The 13,523-nt window shown below is 45.3% G+C and carries 15 protein-coding genes and 2 pseudogenes; 11 read left to right on the forward strand and 6 right to left on the reverse strand.

Features of this window, described 5'->3' with window-relative positions; all coding sequences use genetic code 11:
- The first annotated feature begins 146 nt into the window (after positions 1-146).
- Positions 147-1,031, forward strand: a complete 885-nt coding sequence (locus A391_RS0102460) for a LysR substrate-binding domain-containing protein (RefSeq protein ID WP_019897054.1) — start codon at positions 147-149, stop codon at positions 1,029-1,031.
- A gap of 30 nt (positions 1,032-1,061) precedes the next feature.
- Here A391_RS0102460 and A391_RS14260 read toward each other — a convergent pair.
- From A391_RS14260 to katG, 3 genes and pseudogenes are all read right to left on the reverse strand, one after another.
- Positions 1,062-1,316 (reverse strand): annotated as a pseudogene (locus A391_RS14260) (IS3 family transposase); the annotation flags it as partial.
- A gap of 33 nt (positions 1,317-1,349) precedes the next feature.
- Positions 1,350-2,335 (reverse strand): annotated as a pseudogene (locus tag A391_RS13610) (IS3 family transposase).
- Between the two features lie 132 nt (positions 2,336-2,467).
- Entirely contained in the window at positions 2,468-4,594 is a 2,127-nt protein-coding gene (gene katG / locus A391_RS0102470) for a catalase/peroxidase HPI (RefSeq protein ID WP_019897057.1), read from the reverse strand.
- A 454-nt stretch (positions 4,595-5,048) separates the two neighbouring features.
- On the opposite strand from katG, the gene A391_RS13615 reads away from it, so the two are divergent.
- From A391_RS13615 to A391_RS0102520, 10 genes are all read left to right on the forward strand, one after another.
- Entirely contained in the window at positions 5,049-6,548 is a 1,500-nt protein-coding gene (locus A391_RS13615) for a DUF2779 domain-containing protein (protein ID WP_019897058.1), read from the forward strand.
- Between the two features lie 2 nt (positions 6,549-6,550).
- On the forward strand, positions 6,551-6,931 hold the full coding sequence (locus A391_RS0102480) for a hypothetical protein (protein WP_019897059.1): 381 nt from the start codon (positions 6,551-6,553) through the stop codon (positions 6,929-6,931).
- Positions 6,932-6,958: 27 nt separating this feature from the next.
- Positions 6,959-7,276 carry a hypothetical protein gene (locus tag A391_RS0102485; protein ID WP_019897060.1) on the forward strand — a complete coding sequence of 106 codons (318 nt, stop codon included), beginning with the start codon at positions 6,959-6,961 and terminating at the stop codon, positions 7,274-7,276.
- Positions 7,277-7,298: 22 nt separating this feature from the next.
- A complete protein-coding gene (locus tag A391_RS13620) occupies positions 7,299-8,348 on the forward strand; it encodes a helix-turn-helix transcriptional regulator (RefSeq protein ID WP_019897061.1) in 1,050 nt (349 codons plus the stop codon).
- A 2-nt stretch (positions 8,349-8,350) separates the two neighbouring features.
- Positions 8,351-8,758, forward strand: a complete 408-nt coding sequence (locus A391_RS0102495; protein WP_019897062.1) for a hypothetical protein — start codon at positions 8,351-8,353, stop codon at positions 8,756-8,758.
- Positions 8,759-8,824: 66 nt separating this feature from the next.
- Positions 8,825-9,265: a hypothetical protein gene (locus A391_RS0102500; RefSeq protein WP_029143942.1), complete on the forward strand. Its 441-nt coding sequence runs from the start codon at positions 8,825-8,827 to the stop codon at positions 9,263-9,265.
- A 22-nt stretch (positions 9,266-9,287) separates the two neighbouring features.
- Positions 9,288-9,830: a hypothetical protein gene (locus A391_RS0102505; protein ID WP_019897064.1), complete on the forward strand. Its 543-nt coding sequence runs from the start codon at positions 9,288-9,290 to the stop codon at positions 9,828-9,830.
- Complete coding sequence (locus A391_RS0102510) at positions 9,815-10,699, forward strand: hypothetical protein (RefSeq protein WP_019897065.1); 885 nt, start codon at positions 9,815-9,817, stop codon at positions 10,697-10,699. Before A391_RS0102505 ends, A391_RS0102510 begins: the two co-directional genes overlap by 16 nt.
- Before the next feature lie 74 nt (positions 10,700-10,773).
- Positions 10,774-11,271 (forward strand): hypothetical protein, encoded by a 498-nt coding sequence (locus tag A391_RS0102515; protein WP_029143943.1) that lies wholly within the window; start codon positions 10,774-10,776, stop codon positions 11,269-11,271.
- Complete coding sequence (locus A391_RS0102520) at positions 11,264-12,250, forward strand: hypothetical protein (protein ID WP_019897067.1); 987 nt, start codon at positions 11,264-11,266, stop codon at positions 12,248-12,250. The genes A391_RS0102515 and A391_RS0102520 overlap by 8 nt, the downstream gene beginning before the upstream one ends.
- A gap of 6 nt (positions 12,251-12,256) precedes the next feature.
- Here A391_RS0102520 and A391_RS0102525 read toward each other — a convergent pair whose 3' ends face one another.
- The 3 genes from A391_RS0102525 to A391_RS14265 all read right to left on the reverse strand — a co-directional run.
- Positions 12,257-12,814 (reverse strand): recombinase family protein, encoded by a 558-nt coding sequence (locus A391_RS0102525; protein ID WP_019897068.1) that lies wholly within the window; start codon positions 12,812-12,814, stop codon positions 12,257-12,259.
- Entirely contained in the window at positions 12,808-13,179 is a 372-nt protein-coding gene (locus A391_RS0102530; RefSeq protein ID WP_003100853.1) for a hypothetical protein, read from the reverse strand. The genes A391_RS0102525 and A391_RS0102530 overlap by 7 nt, the downstream gene beginning before the upstream one ends.
- Positions 13,176-13,523: transposase (locus A391_RS14265; protein WP_081621913.1), on the reverse strand; the 348-nt coding region annotated here is incomplete at its 5' end. The genes A391_RS14265 and A391_RS0102530, both read right to left, overlap by 4 nt.

Raw genomic sequence — 13,523 nt, forward strand, 5'->3', positions numbered from 1 at the left:
TTGTTTTGAATGCTTCCATTCATGGAATGAATGGCACTTCTAACGTGTTTTCTTTTCAATACTTACTTGAAGCTAAACATAGTTGCTTACCAAGTACCTTAATTGCTAGACGAATTGGATGCTGTAATTGTTATAGGAGTTATTGAATGAATTTGAGAGATTTATATTACCTAGTAGCAGTGGCTGAGCAAAAGAGTTTTAGTAAAGCTGCAAATCAATGCGCCATAAGCCAGCCTACACTCAGTAATCAAATTAAGAAACTGGAAAAACGACTTGAAGTGCAGATTTTTGAGCGAGACTCAAAAAATGTTCGTTTAACACAAGTAGGTGATGAGATTATTGAAGTTGCACGACGAATTACCAATGATGCAAATAAAATTAAACAAATTGCGAAACTGGCGGTTAATAACTTCGAAAACAAAATAACAATGGGTGCTTTCCCGACACTCGCAAATTATGTATTTCCAGAATATGTTTTTAGACTAAAACAAATATATGACGATATGAAGATTACTATCATCGAAGAAAAAACAGATGTACTGATTAATATGCTTTTAACTAGCAAAATTGATGTCGCATTTCTAGCATTACCAGTTGAAGATGATAGGTTGGAAGGAGTGACATTATTTGAGGACCCTTTTTATTTGGCCGTTTATCAAGACCATCCGCTCGCCGAATATCATTCCATTGATCTTCATAACTTGGTAAATGAAGACTTGCTTTTATTAGACGAAGGTCATTGTCTAAGATCGCAAATCCTTAAACTTTGTTCGACCACACAAAGCTTAGGTAATGACTTTAGAGCTGCAAGCCTCGAAACCTTGAGGGTAATGGTCAAGGCTGGAATTGGAATAACACTGATGCCTAGTGTTTGTATTTATCCAGATGAGAGTAGTATTAGTTACATTCCCATCGTATCTGAACCATTTAGAACAATAGGGCTTTTTTGGCGCAAAAATAATATACGTAAAGCCTTTTTTAATGAAGTGGCCATCAATCTTACATACAAACCAGAGCAAGAAGAGTTTTAGATTATAGACTTCGCCCGCTTTAGTAGACGTTTATTGACTTCTACTTTGTAACTTTTCAAACGCCATCGGGCTCATCTGAACAAGATGACTGTGCCGACGTTTTCTATTGTAAAACACTTCGATATATTCAAATATCTCTGATTTGGCTTCCTCCCTCGTTGCATAGATTTTTCGTTTGATGCGCTCTATCTTTAAGCTGCTAAAAAAGGACTCAGCCACAGCATTGTCCTAACAATTCCCACGACGACTCATACTCGTTACTAAATGGTTGTCCTTGCACCATCTGGCAAAGTGTCTCGTCCTAAAATAGATTGACAGTTATTCACTTATTTCAGGTTGATTAAGAAATGCTCGATGCACCGCATCGGGCATTTTGTATTTCAGGCTTAAGTGTGGCTTTTGCTCATTGTAAATCTTGATCGATTGCTTGACCATCAATCTTACCTCTATTAAGTCTTTGGGTTTATTAAGCAGAAATTCGTTTTTCAATATCCCATTCACACGCTCAGCCAGCGCATTCTGGTAACAATCATATCCATCTGTCATTGAACAGGTAATCTGGTGTTTCTGATGAATTCCCTGATATTCCGCAGAGCAATATTGAATGCCTCGGTCAGAATGATGAATCAAGGGCAATGTATCGCTTCTTGTTTGCAGCGCCATCTTTAAGGCCTTAGCTACCGCCTTGGTCTGCATATGCTCATCCCCTTGATAGCCCACGATCTTCCTGGAATAGGCATCTGTAATCAAACTTAAATAGGTGTTCTGGGTTTGTGTCGGCAGGTAGGTGATATCTGCTACCCACAGACCTGTTCAGGTCTATTGGGTATGACTTGCCGCTGTCCAGGCTTAAGTAAGTTGGGGTGTTTGTAAAATCGATGGTGGCTATGTGTCGTCTTGTGATAACACCGTTTGGGATGTATTAGCATGCGTGCCTGCCGCAGTACCTCAAATAAGGCATCACGTCCTATCTTGATGTGGTGTTCGGCCAGCTGCTCTTGCAACATATGGTGTAGCTTGCGTGTGCCTATTCTGGGTTGCGCCATGCGCTGCTCTTTAATCAGTTGCACAACAGTCTGATACTGTTGCGTCTTCGCCGTTTCAGCCATTGTGCGCTGGTAATAGGCTTGTCGGCTGATGCCGACAAGCCTACGTAACCAGGTAAGTACCGTTGAACTACCCTGTATGCCATAGCGATCTTGAGCCTCTAAATAAGTCAGGTCTCCTCGCTCCACCTGTTCAACAACTGCTAATTTAAAAGATAGTGTGTAATCTTTACATGTCCTCTTAATGCCAGTATTCATTTGACGCTCCTTGATTTAATTCAAAAAGTGTCAAGCTATTGCAGGACGGGACAAATCAAAAAATAAAAGGGACTCCAAATTAAGAGTCCCTTTAACTTTTGTAAATATTAAAAAAACAACAAATATGTTTATTTAGAACAAATCAAAACGGTCAGCATTCATTACTTTGTTCCAGACATAAATGAAATCATTAACGAATTTCTGATTGTTATCATCTTGTGCATAGACCTCCGCGATGGCACGAAGTTCTGAATTAGATCCAAACACCAAATCTGTTCGTGATGCAGTTCTCACTTCCTTACCAGTCTTACGATCTTTAGCTACATAGTTGTTATAACCCGCCTTCTCCCACTTAACCTCCATGCTTAATAAAGTCTTAAACCATGAATTATCAAGACGACCAGATCCAAACAAACCTTGACCAGTATGACTTACACCAAGAGATCTTAAGCCTCCAATGAGTAAAGTCATCTCTGTTGGTGTTAGGCCAAGCAACTGCGCCTTATCCAACATCATTTCTTCAGGACTGGCTGCAAATTCTTTTTCTACATAGTTACGGAAACCGCATGCTCGCGGCTCCAAATGTGCAAATGAATTTACATCTGTCTGTTCTTGTGTAGCATCACCACGCCCTGGTACAAACGGAACCTTAGCGCCAGAAGCTTGTTCAATTGCCATCGTTCCAGCAAGCACTATCACATCCGCGACTGACGCTCCAGTGTCAGCCGCTATCCTTTCATAGATAGGTAATACTTTATCTAGTTGCGCTGGTTTGTTGGCTGCCCAGTTTCGCTGTGGTGCAAGGCGAATACGAGCCCCATTGGCTCCTCCACGTTTATCAGAACCTCGGAATGTGCTAGCTGAGGCAAACGCGACTTCAACCATTTCAGTGATAGAAAGACCAGCATTTTGAATAGCTGCTTTTATTGACTCAACTGCATATTTTCTGTTGCCTGCAGGAATTGGGTCTTGCCAAATATAGGTGGCTTCTTTGAAATCGCCAGCTACATAATTGCTCTTTGGGCCAAAATCACGATGCACCAATTTAAACCAAGCACGTGCAAAGCTCTCACCAAACTCCTTAGGATTAGCTAAGAACTTCTCTCCAATTGCACGGTATGCTGGGTCCATCTTTAAAGCCATATCAGCTGTGGTCATAATAGGCTTCACTTTTTTACCACTACCATCTACTTCAGGCGCCATCTTACTTTCAGGTAAGTTAATAGGTGTCCATTGATGAGCTCCAGCTGGACTCTTGGTCAATTCCCATTCATAGCCATAAAGCAATTCTAAGTAACCCATATCCCATTGAATTGGATTTGATGTCCATGGACCCTCAATTCCACTTGTAATGGTATCAACTCCCTTGCCACTCTTGTGGCTACTCTCCCAGCCAAAACCCTGCGCCTCAATATCGGCGGCTTCAGGGCTGTCTCCTACACATGAAGCTGGTCCATTTCCATGTGCTTTACCAAATGTATGGCCACCTGCTGTGAGTGCAAATGTTTCTTCGTCATTCATCCCCATACGTTTAAATGTTTCGCGTATATCTTGCGCGGACAGCAATGGATCCGGATTACCATTAGGACCTTCTGGGTTTACGTATATCAACCCCATTTGTACTGCTGCTAATGGATTTTCTAAGTCTTGTCGACTTGCGCCATAACGATTGTCACCAAGCCACTTGTCTTCTGAGCCCCAGTAAATATCTTTTTCTGGATGCCAAATGTCTTCACGGCCAAGTGCCGTTCCATGATTTGGGCCATCCATATCTTCTATTGCAACATTACCTGCAAGTACAATTAAATCGGCCCAAGAGAGTTTATTGCCATATTTTTCTTTGACTGGCCATAACAAACGACGTGCTTTGTCGAGATTGCCATTATCTGGCCATGAATTTAATGGGGCAAAACGCTGTGCGCCAGTTCCAGCGCCACCTCGGCCATCTCCGCTTCGATAAGTGCCGGCAGCATGCCATGTCATACGAATAAAGAATGGTCCATAGTGACCATAATCAGCTGGCCACCAATCCTGACTATTGCGCATTACTGCCTTGATATCGGCTTTGACAGCAGCAATATCAAGTGTCTTAACGGCTTGACGATAATTAAAATCACCTAATGGGTTAGATTTTTTGTCATGTTGACGCAAAATGTCCAAATTGAGTGCATTTGGCCACCATTGATGATTTACTTGGCTTTGTGTTGTAGCTGCGCCATGGCCAAATGGACATTTGCCTGAGTTTGTCTGCTTTTCCATTTCTTATTCCTTTTTATATGATAGTGTTTATCTGGTGAAAGCAAAATTTGCCAATAGTTCTTCGACTAATTCTGCTGAAGCTCGGTTGAATTCAAAAAGAAAACAACCAGGCTTTTGAGTCAACGATGAGAGGCTTTCTCTAAATGTTACTCCTCTTGTGTTTTGTAAATTCAATACACTTTCTCCAATTAATGTTATTAAACGCAAGCAAATGATAGATAATATTTATCAATAAATATAATTGTTTATTTTAATTCTATTGATAAATTATTTTTATTGTTCTACCCGTTATAGAGAATGGACTTCCCAAACTTTGCTAGACATTCTTACAGTTTAATTTAACTTAGTGGCTCCTCTGTTGATTAAAAAGGCAGCTCAAAAACTTTAAGTGCGACATATTATGACGCATTAATTTGCTATGATGATATTCAATCAATAAGAAAGAGAATACATAATGGCAGGCCATGGACTCTCCAAATCACGTATTGCCGCCTGGCGTCAGTGTCCTAAACGTTTATGGCTGCAAATCCATCGGCCTGAGCTGTTGGAAGTGTCTACAGCATCTGAGCGAGGTTTTCAGATCGGTTATGAAGTCGGCGCGATCGCCCAAGGCCTTTTCCCGAACGGGATTCTCATTAAAGATGACGATAATCTATCGGCTGCACTTGCTGCTACGAAAGCAGCAATCAATGAAAACCCGGAACTGCCAATCTTTGAAGCTACATTTCAGCATGATGGCTTGCTAGTACGTTCAGATTTGCTGATCCCCACAGTTGATGGTTATCGTATGGCTGAGGTTAAATCCAGTGCCAGTGTAAAGCCATACCATATCGATGACTGCGCCATACAGGTATGGGTACTCAAGCAGAATAATATTGAGTTAAGTTCCATTGAGTTGGCTCATATTGATACAAGTTTTGAATATCAGGGCGATGGCAATTATCAAGGCCTGTTTCATCACGAAAAGCTGGACGATAAGATATTGCCACTGCTTGAATCAATTCCCAATTGGATTACAGAAGCGCGCAATACCTTAGCCGGTGATGAGCCATCCATTGAAGTTGGCGCACAATGTGACGAACCCTTTGAATGTCCATTCAAGGCCTATTGCACACGTGGCATGGTGGCACCGGTAAAACCGGAATTTTCACTGGATGTGATGTATCGCATGCAAACGACCGTTAAGGATGAGTTGCTCCGTAAAGGCTTTGATGATGCTCGCCTAATACCTCCCGAGTACCTTAATGACATCCAGCAATGGATACAGCGAGTGAGCCAGACAGGTACCGCTGAGCTTTTGCCACAGGCTGCAAAGATACTCGACGATTTACCCTATCCGAGGTATTACCTGGATTTTGAGACAATCACCTTGGCAGTGCCTCGCTGGGCAAAGACACGACCGTACAGCACGCAAGTGCCATTCCAGTGGTCATGCCATATTGAAACGTCACAAGGTCAATTGCAGCATGAAATGTTTCTGAGCGTCACGGGCGAGGATCCAAGACGTGCCTGTGCTGAAACGATGATTGCTACGTTGGGTAACAATGGCCCAGTCTTCGTTTATTACCAGTCCTTTGAAAAAAGCCGCATCGCTGAGCTCGCAAAACTGTTCCCGGATCTTTCGGATGCGTTACTGGCCATCAACCAACGTATTGTGGATTTACTCCCGATTACGCGTGCCAATTACTACCACCCTGAAATGAAAGGGTCGTGGTCAATCAAAGCCGTATTGCCGACCATTGCACCGGATCTTGATTACACCCGGTTAGTGGTTGGAGGCGGCGAAGATGCACAGGAAGCGTATCGTGAGATCGTACATCCTGATACCCCTTGTGAGCGCAAGCAAGTGTTGACCGAGGGACTGCGTGAATATTGCACTTTGGATACTTTAGCCATGGTGCGCTTGGTGTGGTTTCTTCAGGGATATCAACAGCCAATCCAGCAGCAAAGTTAATCATGCGTATCGGTATATTTTTTGTAGTGGATAGTGTGCTCATCAGTGATTCGCTTCCGGTCGAACAAGGCCAGCGCTATGGAGACCATATTGAGCATGGTGGGCATTATAATTACTGGCTAAATCTGGTACCAACTACTTCTGCTGAAACGGTGTTCAAATCGCATGCTTATGATTACTATCTGCGCGGCAGAGCTGTCTATGATGTTAAGCATCACCAAGTGAAGCCGTATGTTGATCATTGTATCGATACAGCGGCACTCGCAACCATTAGGTCTTCATTAGCACTACCCGGCAACACACGCATTAGCCATGACGAACATTATCAGTGCCATCACTGCAATCAAATGTTCATGGATGATTTTGATGAAACGAATGAGTGAAACTTTGTACTGGAAAGGGATATTGCAATGATGGTTGTTTACAACAACGAGCAATTCAGTGTTTGCGATACGCAGTTACAGTTAAAACGAACCACTGGCATGGTCAAAGTTAATACAGGAATCGTTACTGACAAAGATGTGCAAAGAGTCGATGAGTTTGCTCAGGATATATCGTGGGGCGGCATGAACCCTATATTAGTCAGCGCTCGTCGCTTGTACTTTCAGCTGGATAATGGCGAACCGCTTGCAGATCCTGTCGGGCAGGCTTCACAACGGCTGGAGTGTGTTTGGGAGTTTATGACAACCTATGAAAACCAATTGGTTAAAGATACTGAACATGGATAGCATTCAGCCTTGAAAGACCACTATGCCAAAAAATGATAAGAAATCTACCTTGCTGCGCCAATGGGAAATGATGCGTATGCTCACCGTGAGCCGTTACGATAAACAGTCGGACGGTCGATGGGATAAAGCCAGTGAGATTACTACCAAGCTCAATGAAAAAGGCTATAAAGTATCTGTACGAACCGTTCAGCGTGACCTGCAAGAATTAAGCGAAATTTTTGATATAGAAGTTAATGACAAAAACCCGCGCGATTACGGCTGGAGATGGAGAAAAGGTTCTGATCTGAATATCCCTGGCATGAGCGTACCTGAAGCACTCGCCATGCGCCTGGTGGAAACCCACATGAAACAACTGTTGCCGGCTGCCATGCTGGATGGCTTGCAAGGAGTTTTTAACCTGGCGCAAGCCAAGCTGGATAAAGTTGAAGCAGTCAACCGCAACCACACGAAAGACTGGTTGGATAAAGTGCGTGTTGTACCCCCATCGCAGCCCATGCTGCCCCCAACGGTTGATCAGGACATTCAGGCGGATATTTACCAGGCACTGCTAGACAGCAAGCAGATCAAGGCAAGCTACCAACCCATCGGTAATAACCAGCCAAAAGAGTATGTCATGCATCCGCTTGGCCTCATTATGCGCGGCGCGGTGTCTTACCTTGTCGCCAGTGCATGGAATTATGCTGAAGTGCAGTTGTATGCATTGCATCGATTCAGCAAAGTAGAGATTTTAAACGAAGCAGTCAGGGCGTCTGAAGGCTTCAACCTGGATGCGTCCATTGCCAATGGCTTGGCCGACTTTGCAAATCAAGGCACACCTATTCAACTGGAGTTGCGCTGTACGCAATGGGTTGCCGCTTATCTTGCAGAAACGCCACTATCTGTTGATCAGAAAATAGAGCCAGAGTCAGACGGCTGGATGCGACTGACAGCAACTGTAAATGACACCTGGCAATTGCAATGGTGGCTGATGGGACAAGGGGCTGGGGTGGAAGTTTGTGGGCCGTCAGAATTGCGTGAGGAAATAAAATTTAAGTATTTAAATGCTATTAATATTTATATGAAAAAGGAATAGATGTGAATAAATCTAGCTTAACCACGGTGCTAGTAAAAAAAGCTTTTGAAGAGGAGTTTGCCGAGATAAGACACAAGTTTGAAGTATTTGAACTATCTGTGTCGGAAGCAGCAACATGTTCAGAGCCATATGTTGCAAATCCAGGTGTTTATATATTTTGGCATTCTGAACGTGGAGTCATCAAGGTTGGAAGGCATCTTACAAATTCACGCAAAAGGGCTTTAGAGCATATAAAAGATAATACTGGTGGAACAATGGCAGAACTTAGAAATGACCAAAAAGCCAAGTTAATTCTTTTTAATTTGAAGGACTCAAAAAGCAAACACTGGGCAGCAGCCTTGGAAATTTTTTTTGAAGTATATCTTTCAGAAATAGGCGCTCTTGAAATAAAGGCAGGCAGGCTTGGTTAGTAATTTTTAAGAACAAAATATGATTAATATTTCGATTGACCTTGATTTTGAAAAATGGGCCTGAAAATGAAGGAAAATTTCACCGTTGAGCAACTACAAGAACGTGCATTTTTGAGGGTGGCGAGAGTTCTTTTCGAGTTATGGGAAGAGGGGTGCGGGATTCATACCAGAATTCTTGATTGGCTGATACCAGATGAATATGTGTTAATAGGTTCATCAACTATTGAAGCAAGTTACCGTGAGCATGTGGTGCCCTGTGTGGTAATAATTGATCATTGCATTTTATTATTTGAGAAAAATACATCACTTGAAGAAGTGGCAAATGAAATTCGTCGATTACTAAAAATTGCAAAAATCACTCGTGAGGAGGCTGAAAAAATTGATAAGGTTCTTAAGCTAAAAACGCGTATGCCAAATGGCTGGGATGTTAGTACTGGTAGCGTTCTTGCTCGACTTGAAGCAGCAAATATAGCTATCGAAAAAAGCCATAGAGAAAGTCACGGCTAATTCATTAGAAAGATTTTAGTAAATGAAGTATCAAAAAACCATAGAAAAAATAACTAGCGGTAGCATGTCTCGGTCTGATTTAGTAAATATAAAGAAAAATGCAGAAGAAAAGTTTTCTAAAGGTGATCTCGACGCAAGAGATGTTTTGATCGCCATTAATAACGCAAAACCTATCGATGCTTATATCTTATTTATGGGCTTCTGTCCAAACGCAGACTTTAGCAATCGACTTGATACTGAATGGAAAGCACAAGGTATTTGTAAATTTGATTTTCCTGAAAGTGAAGTACAGGTAGAGCGATTCAATACAATTTGTGCAGGTGACAGAGTTGTATTAAAGAAAATAGAGACATTTGGCAAAACCATGAGTTTATTTGGGCATGGTCGCGTAAAGTCTGTTGCATATGATGAAAATGGAATTAGATACCTAATAATGAATTGGTCGCCTCAAGAAAGAATCATTGAGGTTCCGCTTATGGGAGCTTTCTCAACCGTTAACATTAAATCCATAGAAGCGGTTGAAGATGAAATGCCAGAAGAGTTTTGGCGTTGGCTAGAAGAATAACTCCAACTTATGAGGACACTTACACAAGATTTATTATTACCAGTTATCAACCAACAAACCAACCAATGACAGCCAACACCAACAACTGCCAACACGAGTTTGCCAGGATCAATGGGCGCACACTCAAAAACGCCTTAATGACAACCAAGGCAAACCATAGGTTTGGCAAATTTGGCTTTAATGATTGGGTAACGGTCTGCCCATGCTGTGATGCCTATGCTCTGGGCATTGAAACAACGCATCCTTGGCCTTTTCTTTGTTCTGATGGAGTAATGCGCACAGCCTCAGACTTTGATCACGGTGCATGCCACAACGTGACGAAGAATCTGAACTTCAGCGGCTTTTCTTTTTCTGAGTCGGCACTTGCAAGTGCCATCGAATTGATTAAAAGCGAGGATACGACAACCAAGTATGTTGAGAGCTTGGGAGAAGGCATCAGATATCATTTTGACACTGAATCAGTACTGACATTCAGCGAGGCCGTTTGCGCATGGGGAAGAGGTCAGCGTGTATGGGCCAATCTTGTTCGGCGGAATCACGATAAAAGGAAGCTCGGGGCTTTATTGTCTGACTGGCTCGGTCGAGCACTTGAGGACGAAGATGAGAATGTTATCCGGCGCGGCATTGAAATCAATGGGCTTTCAGTATCATTTGCCAGCAAGCATCTCCGAATGCTTGCACCTGAAAGATTTGCTGTTTTGGATAGTGTCCTTTGTGAAGGGTTAGGTTTTGCACTAAACCCCAAGGGATATAAGCTATTTCTTGGTAACCTGAGATCCTTCAAGGCCGAATATCAGGTCCCTTGGAGTTTAGCTGACATCGAGTCCGCTATTTTCCTGCTTGTGCGCCAGCAGGTTAGGTCCAGCTAATAATGCCTTGTGGCGTGACACCATGTCAGAAGGTGCCCGCATAAACTCAAATCAATATAAACGAAATAACGATCATGAAATCGCATATAAATAATTACAAGAATGCACTCATTGAACTCAAGCATATCGAATTGGAGTTGTTGAATGGACGATCCCATCACTTCAGACATTTCGTGGATCGGTACTACTGTTATAAAAACGGATTTGTAAACCGGTCAGGCATGGCGGACTGGGAGGGAATGGTGTGGCACGGGATTGTCTCTATTGAGGCGCGTTTGCTCGGAGATCGCAAGCAAGTTGTTAAGGAACATGTTGTTCCATTACGCATCATTACTCAGATGCTCACTGAACATGCTGCTTCAGGTGACTTTTCATGCGAGTCAATTGCCGATCTGCTTGATCGCTATTTGGTTTTTGCAACCATTTCAAAACGTGAAGATGCGTTGTTGAGGCAGAACGGCCTGACAAGCCAGATGCCGGAAGGGTTCTATCAAATGGGCAATCCTTTACACAAGAATCTTCTGGCGCGCTACCTAGCCGTTGGAATACAGCTTGAGGAACAGAATGGATAAGCCAGAGAGCAACGTCTCCACAGGAGAATTTGATTGCAGTGCCGCAGACTCTCCTTTGGAGAGGGATCTGCATCGCGCGATGCGCTGTCCTTTATTCGGCCCATGTGCCGAACTTGCACTGAAGGGGGATTCAGTTTGTTACCGTTTCCCCGAGAGCAGGTTCGTCGAGGGGGCAATCGTCAGTTGCAATACGACCCGTCTGGCATTTGCAGCTTTTGGACTGCGCACCCGACTTCATGAGGATTTTCCGGAATACTTCCGTCGCTGGCTCTACGAAGAACATATGGCTAAGCAACATCGTGTCGACTGGCGTTTTGATGCCGAGGCTTCAATGTTCGGGCTGGAGGCGGACTTGTTTATTGCCATCGGAGACCCTCTCTCACAAACATCGTGGAACGCGGCACGGGATGCGACTCGCTCGGCAAAGGAAAAAGGTGCATTGACGCTATTGATGGCGCCTGTGAGCTTTAGATTTCGGCATCATGTTTCATTCAGTCCGGAATACCAGATCGAAGATGCGGACTGCCTGTTGAGTTCTGACACCGATGATCCATGGTGGAGTGCATACGAAATATTGCTAATGCTGACAAGTTGCCTGCGCGATAAGGAAACACCTGGGATTCATCTTGAAGTCCTGCGGCAGATTTTTTCAGAAGGCTCTCAGGCTTTCATGACCGAATGGGGAGCATCTCGAAAACTGCACAATCCGCAGAGCTGGATTTCAGCTAATGCAGATATTCTGAAGGATCATGATCTTCCGGCAGGGTTTAGGCCTATTGGCATGCTTCTTATTCTTGAAGAGTTGATGACCAAGGATGAGATCGAAGTAGCAAAATCCAGTTTGATCAATGCCTTTCCAGATGCCGAAACGATCGAGGTTATTTATCGGCCGAGAAAGGATGACAGATCAGGCAAAAGCCTATCGGGGATACTTTTATATAGCGGCGAATTAGGGGTCGTCTCAGAAAACGGAAAATAAAGCACGCTAAGCGTGCGTGGAGGCTGGCACCCAGCGGTACAGCGTCGGAATGGACACGCCGAGGTTCTTGGCCACGTCCTTGGGCGGCACCCCGCTGGCCAGCAGCTTCTTGGCCGACTCGATCTTGCTGTCGGTCATCTTCGGCTTGCGGCCGCCTTTGCGGCCGAGCTGCTTGGCGACTTCCAGCCCGGCGCGGGGGCGCTCGACGGTCAGCTCGCGCTCCATTTCGGCAAGGCTCGCCATGACGTGGAAGAAGAACCGCCCGGATGGTGTGCCGGTGTCGATGGAGTCGGTGAGGCTCCTGAACTGGACACCGTGCTTGTGCAGATCGCCGACCAGATCGACCAGTTGCTTGACCGACCGGCCCAGCCGGTCGAGCTTCCAGACGACCAAAGTATCGCCTTCGCGCAGCATTTCGAGCGTCTTGGCCAAGCCAGGCCGGTCTGCCCGCGTGCCACTCACCTTGTCCTCGAAGACCTTTTTACATCCGGCCTTGCTCAAGGCTTCGCGTTGCAGCTCCAGGTTCTGATCCTGCGTCGAGACGCGCGCATAGCCAATCAACATGGCTTGTCTCGCGCCCGGTCGATGCGTTCCTGCATCGCCTGCATCACTTCTTCGTGGGTGTACGATCTGGCGTTGGCGTCGGTGGCTTGCCGCAGGGCTTCCTCAACCTCGCGCGTCATCCGCTCGTAATCCTCCGGCCACAGCGCTTGCTCCATGCGCAGCGACGCCTGACCCAGCAGGTGCAGCAGGCTGAACAGCCGCATGTCGTTGGTGGCGACGATGCGCTCCCGAATCTGCTCCTGAATAGCTTCGCTAGCCCGATGCGCTTGTGGTGTGGCAGTCCCCTCGTAGTCAGCGGGGAATTCCGCTTCCTCGGCAATCCTTGCCCAGGCGCTGGCCAGCGCCTCGATGGTTGACGTGCTCATTTCCGCCGCTCCTGTGCTCTTTGGCGAATCAACCGGCCAAGGGGCCTCGACGCGAAAACCAGCAGCATCACGCCTATCGGATACCAGGTCGAGAAGACCACCAAGGCATCGAAGGCTGGCCGTCCGGTGTTGGTAGGCAGTACGGCGGTCACAGCCATCAACCCGCCGACCGTCCAGATGATGCGCCACACGTAGGGCATCACGCGGGGCACGTAGCCGTCATCGAAAGCGGTCTGGTAGTAGCGGCGCAGGCCGCGCTCGGCAAGCGCCTGGCGCTGCCGCTCCGACAGCGCATCCGTCCGGCCATACCAGCGCCGGAATGGTGGACAGCGCAGCAGCAAAGG

The organism is Methylotenera mobilis 13 (assembly GCF_000384255.1).
Lineage (GTDB): Bacteria > Pseudomonadota > Gammaproteobacteria > Burkholderiales > Methylophilaceae > Methylotenera > Methylotenera mobilis_B.

Coding starts and splice junctions, on each gene's coding strand:
- A391_RS13620 (WP_019897061.1), top strand. CDS start 7,299: ATGCCAAAAAATGATAAGAAATCTACCTTGCTGCGCCAATGGGAAATG.
- A391_RS0102515 (WP_029143943.1), top strand. CDS start 10,774: ATGAAATCGCATATAAATAATTACAAGAATGCACTCATTGAACTCAAG.
- A391_RS0102530 (WP_003100853.1), bottom strand. CDS start 13,179: ATGAGCACGTCAACCATCGAGGCGCTGGCCAGCGCCTGGGCAAGGATT.
- A391_RS13615 (WP_019897058.1), top strand. CDS start 5,049: ATGGCAGGCCATGGACTCTCCAAATCACGTATTGCCGCCTGGCGTCAG.
- A391_RS0102525 (WP_019897068.1), bottom strand. CDS start 12,814: ATGTTGATTGGCTATGCGCGCGTCTCGACGCAGGATCAGAACCTGGAG.
- A391_RS0102485 (WP_019897060.1), top strand. CDS start 6,959: ATGATGGTTGTTTACAACAACGAGCAATTCAGTGTTTGCGATACGCAG.
- katG (WP_019897057.1), bottom strand. CDS start 4,594: ATGGAAAAGCAGACAAACTCAGGCAAATGTCCATTTGGCCATGGCGCA.
- A391_RS0102505 (WP_019897064.1), top strand. CDS start 9,288: ATGAAGTATCAAAAAACCATAGAAAAAATAACTAGCGGTAGCATGTCT.
- A391_RS0102500 (WP_029143942.1), top strand. CDS start 8,825: ATGAAGGAAAATTTCACCGTTGAGCAACTACAAGAACGTGCATTTTTG.
- A391_RS0102480 (WP_019897059.1), top strand. CDS start 6,551: ATGCGTATCGGTATATTTTTTGTAGTGGATAGTGTGCTCATCAGTGAT.
- A391_RS0102460 (WP_019897054.1), top strand. CDS start 147: ATGAATTTGAGAGATTTATATTACCTAGTAGCAGTGGCTGAGCAAAAG.
- A391_RS0102520 (WP_019897067.1), top strand. CDS start 11,264: ATGGATAAGCCAGAGAGCAACGTCTCCACAGGAGAATTTGATTGCAGT.